The sequence below is a fragment of the Streptomyces sp. NBC_01707 genome, assembly GCF_041438805.1.
In the GTDB taxonomy this organism is placed as follows: domain Bacteria; phylum Actinomycetota; class Actinomycetes; order Streptomycetales; family Streptomycetaceae; genus Streptomyces.
This window is the reverse complement of the sequence record NZ_CP109190.1, coordinates 8,138,084-8,152,079: the sequence shown is the minus strand read 5'-3', so window position 1 is coordinate 8,152,079 and position 13,996 is coordinate 8,138,084. Positions and strand designations below refer to the sequence as shown.

Sequence of the window (13,996 nt, the reverse complement as noted above, 5' to 3'; positions counted from 1 at the left end):
TGGCCCACTGTTCCGCCTGCCGGAGGCCCCGCGGCCCGGCCGTCCCACCGCGTCAGGAGCGATCAGGCATCTCCGTACGCCTCACCGCCCAGCTCCAGCAGCGCCTCACCCGCGGTCGCGTCGGCCAGCCAGCTCCGGAAGCTCTCGACATCGGAGTCCGGCAGTCCGATCTCGATGATCACCGCCTCCGCGTACCGGACCTCCCGCACGGCCAGTCCCGTGGCCCGCAGATCGTTCTCCAGCCTGCCGGCCCGCTGGTGGCCGACGGTGATCGTGGCGAGCCGGAACCGCTGTCGGGTGATCGTGCCGAGCTCGTCGAGAGCCTCGCCGACCACCCCTCCGTAGGCCCGGATCAGTCCCCCGGCCCCGAGCTTCACGCCGCCGTAGTAGCGGGTGACGACGGCGGCGACGTACCGCATCTCGCGGCGCATCAGCATCTGCAGCATCGGGACGCCCGCGGTGCCGCCGGGCTCGCCGTCGTCACTCGCCTTCTGTACGGACGCGTCGGCGCCGATCACGTACGCGAAGCAGTTGTGGCTGGCGGTCGGGTGCTCCCTGCGGATGCGTGCGACGAAGTCCTGCGCCTCCTGCTCGGTGGCGGCGGGGGCGAGCGCGCAGATGAAGCGCGATCGGTTGATCTCGGTCTCGTGCACGCCCGCTCGGGCGACTGTCCGGTACTGCTCCTGCATCCGGCCACCCTATGCGCAGGACGGGAATGGCCCAGGACCGCAGTCCGTTGATCGAATCATGTATGCAGACACGGGCACAGATGCAGAGACGATCCGCAGGATCCTCCGGAACACAGGCGACACCTGGGCCGTCGTGGGACTGTCCAACAACGAGTCGCGCGCTGCCTACGGCGTCGCCGCGGTGCTCCAGCGCTTCGGCAAACGCGTCGTCCCCGTGCATCCCAAGGCGGAGCGGGTCCTGGGCGAGGAGGGGTACGCCTCGCTTGCGGACATTCCGTTCCCGGTCGATGTCGTGGACGTCTTCGTCAACAGCGAACTGGCGGGCGCCGTCGCGGACGAAGCGGTCAGGGTCGGCGCGAAGGCGGTCTGGTTCCAGCTCGGTGTGATCGACGACGCCGCGTACGAACGCACACGGGCGGCCGGAATCGACATGGTGATGGACCACTGCCCGGCGATCGAGATCCCTCGCCTGGACCGATGAGCGACCGATGAGCGGGCTACCGCGTCTCGGCCGAATGTGCGGGGTGTCACACATGCCGAACGGCTGGGAGAATGTCCCGCTGTGAGTCCTACCGGTGCGTCCGCCGTCCTGACAGTTCCCCATTGCCGAAGCCGGCTGGCCGATGAGCTGTCCGAACTCGGTGTGGCTCGGGGCGGTGTCCTCATGGTGCACGCGTCGATGCGCGCGACGGGGACGGTGAGCGGCGGGGTGCGGGCGGTGATCGGCGCACTGCGGGACGCGATCGGCGCGGACGGCACCCTGGTCGTCCCGTCGTTCACACCGGAGAACTCCGATACGTCCCCGCACTACCGCGAGCGGGTGCGCGGCCTCAGCGCCGCGGCCCGGGAGGCGGTGCGGGCGAGCATGCCGCCCTTCGACCGGGCGACGTCGGCGGCGCCGTCGATGGGCCGCCTCTCGGAGGCGGTACGACAGACGCCGGGGGCCGCCCGCAGCGGCCACCCTCAGACGTCGTTCACCGCGCTGGGCCCGCTCGCCGAGAGGCTCGTCGCGCACCACAGCCCCGACTGCCATCTCGGCGAGGACTCGCCGCTGGCCTGCCTCTATGACTCAGGGGCTCAAGTGCTGCTGCTGGGAACCGGGTTCGACTCCTGCAGCGCGTTCCACCTGGGCGAGTACCGCGTGCCCGACCCGCCCCGCCGCAGCTACCGCTGTGTGGTGAGTAGCGGAGGCAGGCGCCACTGGTGGGAGTACGAGGACGTCGCGCTGGACGACAGCGACTTCGCGGCGCTCGGAGCGGAGTTCGAGCGCACGGCCGGCGGCACTGCGGTACGCACCGGCACGGTGGGGTCGGCGACGGCACGGCTCTTCCGCTTCACCGACGCGGTGGACTTCGCGACCCGTCTGCTTCCGGCCCACCGGGCGGCGCGGCCGTAACGGTGCCGGACGCCCCGTCGGCTCCCGGCACTTGCTGCCGCATCCGCCGAGCCGGGCCGGCCTCGGCACCGCAACGGTTCGAACAGAAGCGTCGGTGCCTCACACCGTGATGCCGAGCCCCTCGACGAGCACTGCGTTCGGCAGGGCCGCGAGCGCCTTTCCCGGGACGATCAGCTTGCCCCGGCGGCTGCCGCTTCCGATCAGCACCCACTCCTCGTCCACCACTGCGGGATCGAGCAGCAGCGGCCAGTCCGCCGGGAGCCCGATCGGGGTGATACCTCCGTACTCCATGCCGGTCTCGCCGACCGCCGTGTCCATGGAGGCGAACGACGCCTTGCGGGCGCCGAGGTGTTTGCGGGCCACCCCGTTCACATCGACGCGGGTGCGGGAGAGGACGACGCAGGCGGCCAGGGTGACCTCGCCGCCGCGCTTGCCCGCCACCACGACGCAGTTGGCCGACCGGTCGAGCAGGTCGGCGCCGTGGTGGGTGACGAAGACCGCCGTGTCCGCGATCTCCGGGTCCGTGTCGACATGGAGGATCCGGTCGGCGGGAACACCGCCCCACCCCTCTCGCACGGCCTCGGCGACCGGAGGGGTGAGGAGGTCGATGCGGTCGACGGCGGGGGCGGCATTGTCGAAGGTGCCGATGGGTGCGCGCATACGCGTCACGCTAACAGCGACCGCACGGCCGCCGGTCGGGCGTCTCAGCGTACGGGCGGGATGGACACCGCCATCGTGAACTCGGCCGGTTCGGAGCCTTCGTTGCGGTAGGCGTGCGGGTGGTGGGCTTCGAAGGTGGCGGAGGTGCCGGCGGGCAGGGAGTGGGCCTCGCCGTCGACTTCGAGGGTGAGTACGCCGGCCGTGACGTGGAGCAGTTCGACGGTGCCTTCGGGATGCGGGTCGGAGGTGCTGCCGTCGCCGGGCATCAGGCGCCAGGACCAGAGTTCGATCGGGCCCCTGGCCTCCGTACCGACGAGCAGGGTGGTGGAACTGCCACTGTCGGTGGACCACATGCGCACCGCCTGGCTCTCGGGCACCAGCCGGACATGCGATCCCTGTTCGTAGTCGAGCAGGGTGGTGATGCTGATGCCGAGGGCGTCGGCGAGCTTGACCGTGGTGCCGACACTCGGATTGGTGCGCGCCTGCTCGATCTGGATGATCATGCCGCGGCTGACCCCCGCGCGCGCGGCGAGGGCATCCAGGGTGAAGCCACGTTCACCGCGCCAGCGCTTGAGGTTGCGCGCGAGCGACTGGGTGAGCTGGTCGAGGTCAGACACATTCCGTCCAATATTCTGGATGACAGAGTCAAAAATACTGCACTACGGTGTGGTGCACCCAACCGTTCACCGCACTGTACTGCGAGGCCTGCCGATGACAGCACTGTTCGCCCTGGCCACCAGCCTGCTGTGGGGGCTGGCCGACTTCGGCGGCGGGCTGCTCACCCGACGTACGCCCGCGCTCACCGTGGTCGTCGCCTCGCAGACCGTCGCGGCGGTCGTCCTGGGCATCGTCGTGATCGCCACCGGGGGCTGGAGCGAGGCCGGCGATCAGCTCTGGTTCGCCGTGGCCGCCGGTGCGGTCGGGCCGGTGGCCATGCTGAGCTTCTACAAGGCGCTCGCGCTCGGCCCCATGGGGGTCGTCTCACCACTCGGCTCGCTGGGCGTCGCGGTACCGGTGAGTGTCGGACTGATCATCGGCGAACGGCCCGGGCTGCTCCAGCTCGCCGGGGTCGGTGTCGCGATCGCGGGCATCGTGCTGGCCGGTGGACCGGAGCTGCGCGGGGCCCCGGTGCAGCGGCAGGCGGTGCTGCTGACACTGGTGGCCGCATTCGGCTTCGGGGCGGTGATGTCGCTGATCGCGGAGGCGTCCACGACGGTCACCGGACTGTTCCTGGCGCTCTTCGTGCAGCGCCTCACCAACATCGCGGTGGGCGGCGCGGCGCTGTACGTGTCGGTACGGCGCGGGGCGCGCGCGCTGCCCGAGGAGGGCGGGGCGGCCGTACTGCTCGCTGGGCTGCCCGCCCTGGCATTCGTCGGTCTAGCCGATGTCGCGGCCAACGGCACCTACTCGATCGCCGCGCAGCACGGCCCGGTCACCGTGGCCGCCGTCCTGGCCTCGCTCTACCCGGTGGTGACGGCCCTGGCCGCCCGCGGCGTCCTGGGCGAACGGCTGCGCGGGGTGCAGGCGGCGGGGGCCGGGCTGGCCCTGGTGGGAACCGTACTTCTCGCCACCGGGTAGGAAGCCGGCCTCAGGGCCTTTCCTCGAGTTCCGCGACGGCCAGCAGCTGTTCGGGCGTGACATCGGCCGGGATCGGCACCGGAGCGGGCGTGCGCAGGGGCGGCTGCCAGCCCTTCACCGGGTCCCAGCTGCGTACGACACGCGCCGGCGCCCCGGCAACCACCGCGTGGTCGGGCACCTCTCCGCGTACCACCGCGCCTGCCGCGACCACCACGTTGCGGCCGAGCCGGGCCCCCGGCAGGATCACCGCGCCGGTGCCGATCCAGCACCCCGGTCCGATGGCGACCGGCTCCATGCGTGGCCACTGTCTGCCGACCGGCTCGTGCGGATCGTCGTAGCTGTGGTTGGTGGACGTGATGTAGACGTACGGCCCGCAGTACGTGTTCGAGCCGATGGTCACCGTGGTGTCGGCGACGACATGGCTGCCGCGGCCGAGCACCACACCGTCCCCCAGGGTCAGGATGGGCGCGGAGCCGAGGTCCAGGTCCGGCATCAGCCCGGCGGTCAAGGTGACCTGCTCGCCGATGATGCAGTGGCCGCCGAGCTCGATCCAGGGCTCACCGAAGACGGTGCCCTGGGGGAAGGCCAGCCGGGTCCCCTCGCCGATGCGGCCGAAACGGAGCCCACCCGGGTGCTGCGCGGTGATCGCGCCCGCTTCCTGGATCGCACGCCAGCCGCGGTGGACGGCGCGGGACAGGACACGGCGCCGCCAGGCGGTGAGGGATGAGAACGTGTTGCTGTTCTTCGGCACTCGCTCACGGTAGTCGGCACGGCCGGAACGATCACTGCGGTGTCCTGTGATGTTCACCCCACTCCACGGCAGGGGTACGGCCGTCGCATACCGTTCCCCTGGCTCGATCGAACAAGGGCGATCGAACAACGGCGGCCGCACCACACGGCCGAACGAACCGGAGCACGGAGGAACGGGCGATGGCAGAGCAGGCGTTGATCACGGGCATGGGCGGCCACGATCCGGACATCGACGTGGCGGCCTTCACCGCGCCGACGTCCGTCGTGATCGGCGAGGTCACCATGGCCGCGGGCTCCAGCGCCTGGTACCAGGCGGTGCTGCGGGCCGACTGCGCTCCCATCACCATCGGCGCCGACAGCAACATCCAGGACAACTGCAGCGTCCATGCCGATCCCGGATTCCCCGTCACGGTCGGCGAGCGCGTCTCGGTCGGCCACAACGCCGTCCTGCACGGCTGCACCGTCGAGGACGATGTCCTGGTCGGCATGGGGGCCACGGTTCTCAACGGGGCGCACATCGGCGCCGGTTCGCTGATCGCCGCTCAGGCGCTGGTCCCGCAGGGGATGCGGGTTCCGCCCGGTTCGCTCGTCGCGGGCGTGCCGGCCAAGGTCAAGCGCGAGCTGACCGAGGAGGAGCTCGAAGGCATCAAGTTCAACGCGGTGGGCTACGTCGAGCTGGCCAAGGCGCACCGCCAGGCGCACCAGGTCTGAGCACCGCACGAGCCGTCGGCCCGAGCGTCGGGCCGGCGAACTCAGTCCGCCGCCGACACCGCTTCCGCCTCGGCTGCGGTGTGCTGCCCGGACTGCGCCGCCGCCTTCTTGGCGCGGCTCTTGAGGACCAGCATCGAGGTCAGCCCGATCAGCACCGCGACCACCAGTCCGAGCCAGGAGAAACGCTTCAGCCAGGCCTCGGCGACGACCCCCACCGAGTAGATGACGGCTGTGGTGCCGCCCGCCCAGACGATGCCGCCGAGCACATTGGCGATCAGGAACTTCCAGTACGGCATCCGCAGGACGCCGGCCAGCGGTCCGGCGAAGATACGCAGCAGTGCGACGAAGCGGCCGAAGAACACCGCCCACATGCCCCACTTCTGGAACGACCGCTCCGCCATGGCGATCTGGTTCGCACCGAAGTGCTTGGGGAACCTCCCGCCGAGCCAGGCGAGCAGCGGCCGGCCGCCCCTGCGCCCGATGGCGTACCCGATCGAGTCCCCGATGATCGCTCCGGCGGAAGCGCAGGCGCCGAGGATCACCGGATTGATGCCGCTGTGCCCGGCGGCCAGCAGCGCCGCACTGACGAGGACGATCTCACCGGGCAGCGGAATGCCCAGGCTCTCCAGACCGATGACGACGCCCACCAGGACGTACACGCTGACCGCGGGGACTGTCTCCAGCCACTCCTGGATGTGCAACGCCGGTTCCTCCCGTGCTGATGTGCTGTCGCCCGCCGGCAACTCGGCGTACCGCGGGCAGCCTACCCGTCCCACCACCCGCCCGGACAGCGCGAAGGGCCGCCCCGCGCCCTTGTCAGGGGTGGGACGGCCCAGGTCGGACGGTGCGGTCCTCAGGCGTTCGGGCGGAGCGTCCAGACGACGGTCATCTCACCGGTCACGGCGCCGTCCGCGCGCTGGATCTCGATGGTGACGGGGAATTCGGGGCGCTTGCCCTCGTCGAGTTCGGCGACGACGTCCGCCACCGGCCGGCCCAGGGTCGCGGTCGCGGTGACGACACCCATCGCCAGCTTCTTGTAGCCGATCTCCGCCTTCACGGCGAGCGGTACGGCGCGGGACATCTGGTCGCCGAAGGCGGCGATGACGATCGCGCCGCTCGCCGACTCGGCGAGCGTGAACATCGCTCCGGCGTGCGGTCCGCCGACGTGGTTGTGGTAGTCCGCCTGATCGGGCATACGGACGACCGCACGCTCCGCGGTCGTCTCGAGGAACTCCAGATTGAGGGTCCTGGCCATCGGAACGGTGGCGACGAGCATCTCTCCGACTGTCATCTGTTCAGCGCTCATGGGCCGAATGTTACTCACGAGTAGAACCGTTTGACCATACCCGTTCCTCTCAAGACGACCACATGGCGGCCGCATTGACCGTTCCCTCGCGGGGGCGGCCGTAGCCGACCGGCCGCCGCCCCTCTATCGTTACTGGCCATGTGGCCAGGACAGCAGCCGCCCGGGGGCGAGCAGAACCCGCAGGACCAGAGTCAGAACCCGTACCAGCAGCCGGGGTACCAGCAGCCGAATCCCTATCAGCAGCCGGGATATCAGCAGCAGGGCCAGCCGGGTTACCCGGAGCAGGGCCGGCCCGGTTACCCGCAGCAGGGGCAGCAACCGGGTTATCCGCAGCAGGGGCAGCCGGGATTTCCGCAGCCGAACCCGTACCAGCAGCCGACCGTGCCGCAGTACGCGGTTCCCGGTCCGCCCGGTGCGCCGCAGCCGGGCGACAACAAGAAGAAGTCGACGACCCTCGTCGCGATCGTGGCGGCCACCGCCGTGGTCGTGGCCGCCGTGGTCACCGGTGTCGTGGTGATGAACAAGAACGACGACAAGGGCGGTACGGACGTCGCCGACGACGGGAAGTCGTCGTCCTCCCCGAAGCCGTCCGACAGCGCGTCCTCGCCCGAGGCGAACCCGCGCGGCACCGACGGGGACGCGAAGCCCCTCATCGCGGGCTGGAAGGTCGTCACCAACCCCAAGTGGGGCACCCAGTTCGACGTGCCCGGTGACTGGGAGGTCGCCGCTCCAGGAATATTCTCCTTCTTCGAGGACGACAAGAAGGGCGACGGGTCGCCCGCGGTCGGCTTCTCCGCGCCGGCGTACTACAAGAGCAAGTGGTGCGTCGACGATGCCGACAAGGACGGCACCGAGGAGGACATGAGCCTGGCCGGTGTCGGCACCAAGGGCGCCCAGGGTGCGAAGAGCACCGACGAGGCGGCGACGAACGAGGCCGCGAACTGGGTGTGGGCCGCCTATGCGCAGCACATGCCGAAGGGCACCATCAAGATCGGCAAGCCCAAGGCGTACACCACCAAGTCCGGTGTCACCGGCAGTGTCGTCACGGCCACCGCGCCCGGCGTCACCAAGAAGAAGAAGTGCGACAGCGACGGCAAGTCGATCGCGTTCTCCTTCAAGAACAAGAACGGTGAGTACTCCTCGTGGATCCTCTACGCCGGAGCGGACGTGGAGGGCGAACTTCCGGACACCACGATCCAGAAGATCCTCAGCACCTTGCGGCTCACGGACGTCACCAAGTCCTGACGCACGTCTGACCGGCTCCTGATCCACATCCGCTCCGCGCACTGCCTGGGCGGTGCATTTGGCAGGTCGGGGTCCGGACAGGGATAGTCCCTTGGTGACTCCCGCTTCCGTCCCTCCATCCCGCATGCGCCGCCCCGCCTGGGCAGGGCGCAACTACAGTCTGCTGACCGCCGCCGCGATCATCACGGGCCTGGGTACCCATGGCGCGTTGATCGCGGCGGCGTTCGCCGTTCTGGAGTCGGGCGGTGACGGCGGCGACGTCGGTCTGGTCGCCGCTGCCCGTACCGCGCCCCTGGTCGTCTTCCTGCTCATCGGCGGCGCCATCGCCGACCGGCTGCCGCGCCACCGTGTGATGGTCGCGGCGAACGCCCTGAACTGCGTCTCGCAGGCCGCATTCGCCTGGCTGGTCCTGGCCGGCGATCCGAAGCTGTGGCAGATGATGGTGCTCACCGCGGCGTGCGGCACCGGGCAGGCGTTCTTCAACCCGGCGGCCGAGGGCATGCTGATGTCCAGCGTCAGCGGCGAGCAGGCGAGCCGCGCCTTCGCTCTCTTCCGGATGTCGATGCACGGCGCCGCGATCGGTGGTGCGGCGCTCGGTGGTGCCATGATCGCGGCGATGAACCCGGGCTGGGTCCTGGCCGTCGACGCGGCGGCGTTCGCGGTGGCCGGTGCGCTGCGCGCCTTCCTCGATGTCGCTCACATCCCGTCGCGCGCACCGGGCGGGGGGCTGCTCTCGGATCTGCGCGAAGGCTGGCAGGAGTTCATCGGCCGCCCCTGGCTGTGGTCCATCGTGGCGCAGTTCTCGGTGGTGGTGGCGGTGGTCGGGGCCGCCGAGTCGGTGTACGGGCCGCTGGTCGCCAGGGACGAACTCGGCGGCGCCCGCCCCTGGGGTCTCGCACTCGCCGCGTTCGGGGTCGGCACGCTGTGCGGGGCGCTGCTGATGATGCGCTGGAAGCCCCGGCGGCTGCTGCTCGCCGGGACGCTCTGCGTCTTCCCGCTGGCCCTGCCGTCGGCAGCGCTCGCGGTACCGCTGCCGGTGGCCGGGCTCAGCGCGGTGATGTTCGTCAGCGGCGTCGCCATCGAGGTGTTCGGGGTCTCCTGGATGACGGCCATGCACCAGGAGATCCCGGAGGAGAAGCTGTCGCGGGTCTCGGCGTACGACTGGTTCGGATCGGTGGCGATGCTGCCGCTGTCCACCGCGGTCGCCGGTCCGGTGGAGGACCTGGTCGGACGGGGTCAGGCGCTCTGGGGCTGCGCCGTGCTGATCGTGCTGGTCACGGGTGCCGTGCTGTTCGTACCCGACGTACGCAACCTCACCCGCCGGAAGGCCGCCACGGTGCCGGTGGCCGCGGGGCCGTCCGCCGCGGCCGGGAAGGCACCGTCAGCCGATGCTGAAGGCGCCGTCGGGCGGCTCGGGTGAGGGCACCGCGTCCGCGTCCCCGACCGGCCGGGCCGCGCCGATGAGCCGGTCCAGCGCGGCGCCGTGCTCGACCCGGGCCGGGAAGGCGTCGGCCGCGCAGCGACGGGCCAGGGTCGCGATGTCGAAGGGGCTGCGGGAGGCGACCAGGACGACGTTCCCGAAGCGCCGGCCGCGCAGCACCGCCGGTTCGGCGATCACAGCGAGCTCGTCGAAGACGGCCGCGAAGTTGGCGAGCTGCGACCGGAGGAAGCCGAAGGGCGCGCTGTCGGCGAGGTTCGCGGCATAGACGCCGTCGTCCCTGAGCGCCCGCCCGGCCGCCTTCGCGTACTCGACCGAGGTGAGGTGCGCGGGCACCCGTGAGCCGCCGAAGACATCCGCGATCAGCACGTCCACGGACCCGGCCGGCGTCTCCTCCAGCAGACCGCGGGCGTCCGTGGCGTGCACGGTGACCCCGCTGCCGTCGGGGACCGGCAGCTGCTCGGTGACCAGGTCCAGGAGGCCGCGGTCGGCCTCGGCGACGATCTGCCGGGAGCCCGGCCGGGTCGCGGCGACATAGCGGGGCAGGGTGAGTGCGCCACCGCCGAGATGGAGTACGTCGAGGGGCGCGTCCGGCTCCCCGGCGCAGTCCAGGACATGGGCGAGCCGTCGCGCGTACTCGAACTCCACGTGGGCCGGATCGTCGAGGTCGACGTAGGACTGGGGTGCGCCGTCGACGGTGAGCAGCCAGGCCCGGTCCCGGTCCACATCGGGAAGCAGTCTGGCGGTGCCCTGATCCACGTCCCGGATCACAGGTATCGGCTCGTTCACCCGTCCATTGTGAGGTGCGGGTTCAGCCGTTCAGAACCGCGGCGACCTTCTCGGTGTACGTCGCGGACTGGGCGAGTCCGGCTCGTGCGGCGGCCGCCCGGCGGCTCGGGTCGAGGGGGTTGCGGCCGAAGGCCTTCCTGGCGGCCGCGTCCGGGGTGATGACGGCGACCCGGGCGCCCCTCGCTTCGAGGTCGGTGGCCTGGGACCGGGGCGAGACGATCACCTTGTTGCCACTGGCCGTCGGTGCGATGACGACGACGCGCTCGCATCCGGCCGCGAGATGGGCGTTGGCCGGGGAGTAGACCCCGCCGTCGATCCAGTCCTGGCCGTCGATGGTGGCGACCGGCCAGACGGCGGGAACGGCGCAGCTGGCGGTGACGGCATCCGCGAGTGGGACGCCGCTGTCCCTGTCGAACGTGTGGAGTTCCCCGGTGGCCGCTTGGACGGCGGTGATGTGCAGCCGCCGCTCGGGCCACTCGGGCGTCAGGAGCCGGCTTGCGATCAGAGCCCGCCGATCGGCCGCGGTGATTCCGGTACGGGCCTCCCGCGCCATCCGGGCAAGCTTCTGCCCGTACGCCTCGGGGGTGCCCGCGGTCAGCACGGCCCGCGCGTAGCGCATGAGGGTGGCCGTGCCGAGCCTGCCGCCGGTCTCGCCCTGCGGATCGGCGAGCTGGCGGGCGTACAGTTCCGGGAGGCCGAGCAGTCCGGAGGCGAGCTGGGCGCCGACGACGGCCCCGGCGGAGCTGCCGATGATGAGGTCGGCGGTGGACAGGTCCACACCTGCCTCGGCCAGTCCGTACAGGATCCCGGTCTCCCAGGCGCTTCCGGTGACGCCCCCGGCTCCCAGCACCAGTGCAATGTCTGCCATGCCGTCAGTCTTGCGCATGGCAACGGACCCGCCTCCCTGGGCACGGGAGACAGGTCCGTCGCATGGCCGGGTACGGATCAGAGCAAGGCGGTCACGGTGCCCGCGCCGACCGTGCGGCCACCCTCCCGGATCGCGAAGCCGAGGCCGGACTCCAACGGTGTGTCACGGCCCAGCTCGACGGTCATGGTGACCGTGTCGCCGGGGCGAGCCACTGCCGCTTCGCCGAGGTCGATGTCGCCGACCACGTCCGCGGTACGGATGTAGAACTGCGGCCGGTAGCCGGTGGCCACCGGTGTGGTCCGGCCGCCTTCCCGCGCCGACAGGATGTACACCTGCGCGGTGAAGCGACGGCTCGGCGTCACGCTGCCGGGCGCTGCCACCACATGGCCGCGGCGGACCCGGTCACGCTCCACCCCGCGCACGAGCAGCGCCACGTTGTCGCCTGCCTGCGCGGACTCCATCGGCTTCCCGAAGGTCTCCAGACCGGTGACGACCGTCTCGATGTCCGCCCCGAGCACGGACACCCGGTCGCCGACACGGACGGTGCCGCGCTCGACCGCCCCGGTGACGACCGTGCCCCGGCCGGTGATGGTCAGGACGTTCTCCACGGGCAGCAGGAACGGTGCGTCGGTGTAGCGCACCGGCATCGGTACGTACGTGTCGACGGCGTCCAGCAGCGCCTCGACGGACGCGGTCCAGCGCGGGTCGCCGGCCAGCGCCTTGAGACCCGACACCCGGACGACGGGGACGCCGTCGCCACCGTAGCCGTGCGCGGAGAGCAGCTCGCGGACCTCCAGCTCGACCAGGTCCGCCAGCTCGGGGTCCCCCGCGTCGGCCTTGTTGAGAGCGACGACGATGTGGTCGACGCCGACCTGACGGGCGAGCAGGACGTGTTCGGCGGTCTGCGGCATGATCCCGTCGACCGCCGACACGACGAGGATCGCCCCGTCGAGCTGCGCGGCGCCGGTGACCATGTTCTTGACGTAGTCGGCATGGCCGGGCATGTCGACGTGCGCGTAGTGGCGGGTGTCGGTCTCGTACTCGACGTGCGCGATGTTGATGGTGATGCCGCGCTGCACCTCCTCGGGCGCCCGGTCGATCCGGTCGAACGAGACGTACGAGGTGCTGGTGCCGGCACGGTCGCTGAGGACCTTGGTGATGGCCGCCGTCAGGGTGGTCTTGCCGTGGTCGACGTGGCCCATGGTGCCGATGTTGAGGTGCGGCTTGGTGCGCACATATGCCGTCTTGGGCATGGCTCGATTCCTTCTGGATACGAAGCTGAGAGAGAAGACCCCAGGGCCCTGCCGACCCTCCCCTTACGGGGTCCGCCGGACTGTCGGGGGAGGGTCAGCTTCGGGCGCCGCCGGAGGGCGCTGCAGCAGCGGCGAGCGCTGCTGCGTCAACTGCTGCTGCGGCAGCGGCGAACGCGGCGGCAACATCGACAGCGGGGACGACGGCAGCCTTCGGCGCGTCCGCGACTGCGGACTGCGCTGCGAGGAAGGCGTACCGGAACATGGGTACGATCATGGCCGACGGCCGCGGAGCCGTCGAATGGTTTTCTCCGGTCGTTCCCGCAGCCCCGACAAAGGAGTTCATCCCCCGGCCGACGGCTTCGGAGCTGCTTCGTGACCCCCCAGCGGTGAGCCCGGCCCCGGGCACCGCCGACGCGGTCCCGTGCTGACGGTGGGGCGGCCCGTACGGGGCACATTACGGCGATCACACAAGGGTGTCGGTTAGTCTCCCCGAATGCTCGACCCCCTCCCCGACGCCCGGTCCGCCACCGGCCTGGCCGTGCGCTGTTCGAGGGCGCTGCGCTCGCCCTGGTCCCGGTTCTCGCTGCTCGTGGTGTTGCTGCTGGCCGCCGCGGCGACGATGCTGCTCCTCGAACCGCAGCGGTTGCTGGCCACCGGCTGGCCGGCCCGGTTGAGCAGCGGCGGCACCGCGGTTGCGCTGTTCGGCGTCGCGTACGGGGCGTGCACCGTGGCGTTCGTACCGCGTCCGCTGCTCAATCTGGCCGCGGGGGCGCTCTTCGGTTCGCAGGCCGGTCTGGCCGCCGCGCTGGCGGGCACGGTGCTGGGCGCTGGCATCTCGTTCGGTCTGGGCAGGGTGCTGGGTCAGGACGCGCTCCGTACGCTGCTGCGCGGGCGCTGGCTGAAGGCGGCGGACGGGCAGCTGAGCCGGCACGGCTTCCGTTCGATGCTGGCCCTGCGGCTCTTCCCTGGTGTGCCGTTCGCGGCCGCCAACTACTGCGCCGCGGTGTCGCGGATGGGGTATCCGCCGTTCCTGGTGGCCACCGGGATCGGTTCCGTCCCGAACACCGCCGCGTACGTCGTCGCGGGCAGCGAGGCATCGTCACCGACGTCGCCCGCGTTCCTGGCCGCGATGGGCTTCATCGTGCTGACCGGGATCGGCGCGGCCGTCGTGGCCTGGCGCAAGCGGCACGGTCTCGGCGGGAAATGACCGGCGCACAGGGCAAGAGGCACGGTTCCGGCGGGGAATGATCCGCGGGCGGCAGCGGCACAACCGACTCGACGCCGAACGACCTGGCAGGCGGCGTCGGCGGACC

17 protein-coding genes are annotated in these 13,996 nt (G+C 71.1%); 7 read left to right on the top strand and 10 right to left on the bottom strand.

The window, feature by feature from the left end:
* Positions 1 to 62: 62 nt before the first annotated feature.
* On the bottom strand, positions 63 to 689 hold the full coding sequence (locus OG963_RS36545) for a YigZ family protein (protein WP_093777497.1): 627 nt from the start codon (positions 687 to 689) through the stop codon (positions 63 to 65).
* A gap of 58 nt (positions 690 to 747) precedes the next feature.
* Between OG963_RS36545 and OG963_RS36540 the strand changes: the two genes are divergently transcribed.
* Positions 748 to 1,170 carry a CoA-binding protein gene (locus OG963_RS36540; protein ID WP_371799846.1) on the top strand — a complete coding sequence of 141 codons (423 nt, stop codon included), beginning with the start codon at positions 748 to 750 and terminating at the stop codon, positions 1,168 to 1,170.
* A 108-nt stretch (positions 1,171 to 1,278) separates the two neighbouring features.
* A complete protein-coding gene (locus OG963_RS36535) occupies positions 1,279 to 2,085 on the top strand; it encodes an AAC(3) family N-acetyltransferase (protein ID WP_319327563.1) in 807 nt (268 codons plus the stop codon).
* Between the two features lie 99 nt (positions 2,086 to 2,184).
* On the opposite strand, the gene OG963_RS36530 is transcribed toward OG963_RS36535, so the two are convergent.
* Both OG963_RS36530 and OG963_RS36525 read right to left on the bottom strand, forming a co-directional pair.
* Positions 2,185 to 2,745, bottom strand: coding sequence for a YbaK/EbsC family protein (locus OG963_RS36530; RefSeq protein ID WP_093777493.1), 561 nt, complete (start codon positions 2,743 to 2,745; stop codon positions 2,185 to 2,187).
* 44 nt (positions 2,746 to 2,789) lie between these two features.
* The gene (locus tag OG963_RS36525) at positions 2,790 to 3,362 is read right to left on the bottom strand and encodes a helix-turn-helix domain-containing protein (protein WP_030921756.1); all 573 of its coding nucleotides are present in this window, start codon (positions 3,360 to 3,362) and stop codon (positions 2,790 to 2,792) included.
* A 94-nt stretch (positions 3,363 to 3,456) separates the two neighbouring features.
* Between OG963_RS36525 and OG963_RS36520 the strand changes: the two genes are divergently transcribed.
* A complete protein-coding gene (locus OG963_RS36520) occupies positions 3,457 to 4,323 on the top strand; it encodes a DMT family transporter (RefSeq protein ID WP_093930741.1) in 867 nt (288 codons plus the stop codon).
* 10 nt (positions 4,324 to 4,333) lie between these two features.
* On the opposite strand, the gene OG963_RS36515 is transcribed toward OG963_RS36520, so the two are convergent.
* On the bottom strand, positions 4,334 to 5,074 hold the full coding sequence (locus OG963_RS36515; protein ID WP_030921751.1) for an acyltransferase: 741 nt from the start codon (positions 5,072 to 5,074) through the stop codon (positions 4,334 to 4,336).
* Between the two features lie 179 nt (positions 5,075 to 5,253).
* Here OG963_RS36515 and OG963_RS36510 point away from each other — a divergent pair, with 179 nt between their 5' ends.
* Positions 5,254 to 5,784 (top strand): gamma carbonic anhydrase family protein, encoded by a 531-nt coding sequence (locus OG963_RS36510; protein WP_030921745.1) that lies wholly within the window; start codon positions 5,254 to 5,256, stop codon positions 5,782 to 5,784.
* 41 nt (positions 5,785 to 5,825) lie between these two features.
* On the opposite strand, the gene OG963_RS36505 is transcribed toward OG963_RS36510, so the two are convergent.
* Positions 5,826 to 6,485, bottom strand: coding sequence for a DedA family protein (locus OG963_RS36505; protein WP_093777489.1), 660 nt, complete (start codon positions 6,483 to 6,485; stop codon positions 5,826 to 5,828).
* Positions 6,486 to 6,637: 152 nt separating this feature from the next.
* A complete protein-coding gene (locus OG963_RS36500; protein ID WP_030921738.1) occupies positions 6,638 to 7,075 on the bottom strand; it encodes a DUF4442 domain-containing protein in 438 nt (145 codons plus the stop codon).
* A 153-nt stretch (positions 7,076 to 7,228) separates the two neighbouring features.
* Between OG963_RS36500 and OG963_RS36495 the strand changes: the two genes are divergently transcribed.
* Positions 7,229 to 8,335 (top strand): hypothetical protein, encoded by a 1,107-nt coding sequence (locus OG963_RS36495; protein ID WP_093777485.1) that lies wholly within the window; start codon positions 7,229 to 7,231, stop codon positions 8,333 to 8,335.
* Positions 8,336 to 8,429: 94 nt separating this feature from the next.
* The gene (locus OG963_RS36490) at positions 8,430 to 9,755 is read left to right on the top strand and encodes an MFS transporter (RefSeq protein ID WP_371126465.1); all 1,326 of its coding nucleotides are present in this window, start codon (positions 8,430 to 8,432) and stop codon (positions 9,753 to 9,755) included.
* Here the strand turns inward: OG963_RS36490 and OG963_RS36485 are convergent.
* From OG963_RS36485 to OG963_RS36470, 4 genes are all read right to left on the bottom strand, one after another.
* Complete coding sequence (locus OG963_RS36485) at positions 9,717 to 10,562, bottom strand: spermidine synthase (RefSeq protein ID WP_093777481.1); 846 nt, start codon at positions 10,560 to 10,562, stop codon at positions 9,717 to 9,719. The two genes, OG963_RS36490 and OG963_RS36485, sit on opposite strands and share 39 nt — an antisense overlap.
* Before the next feature lie 22 nt (positions 10,563 to 10,584).
* The gene (locus tag OG963_RS36480) at positions 10,585 to 11,430 is read right to left on the bottom strand and encodes a patatin-like phospholipase family protein (RefSeq protein WP_093930801.1); all 846 of its coding nucleotides are present in this window, start codon (positions 11,428 to 11,430) and stop codon (positions 10,585 to 10,587) included.
* Between the two features lie 77 nt (positions 11,431 to 11,507).
* Entirely contained in the window at positions 11,508 to 12,683 is a 1,176-nt protein-coding gene (tuf, locus tag OG963_RS36475) for an elongation factor Tu (RefSeq protein ID WP_030921726.1), read from the bottom strand.
* A 94-nt stretch (positions 12,684 to 12,777) separates the two neighbouring features.
* Positions 12,778 to 12,945, bottom strand: a complete 168-nt coding sequence (locus OG963_RS36470) for a hypothetical protein (RefSeq protein ID WP_176902324.1) — start codon at positions 12,943 to 12,945, stop codon at positions 12,778 to 12,780.
* Positions 12,946 to 13,176: 231 nt separating this feature from the next.
* Here OG963_RS36470 and OG963_RS36465 point away from each other — a divergent pair, with 231 nt between their 5' ends.
* The gene (locus OG963_RS36465) at positions 13,177 to 13,890 is read left to right on the top strand and encodes a TVP38/TMEM64 family protein (protein WP_093777477.1); all 714 of its coding nucleotides are present in this window, start codon (positions 13,177 to 13,179) and stop codon (positions 13,888 to 13,890) included.
* Positions 13,891 to 13,996: the final 106 nt, after the last annotated feature.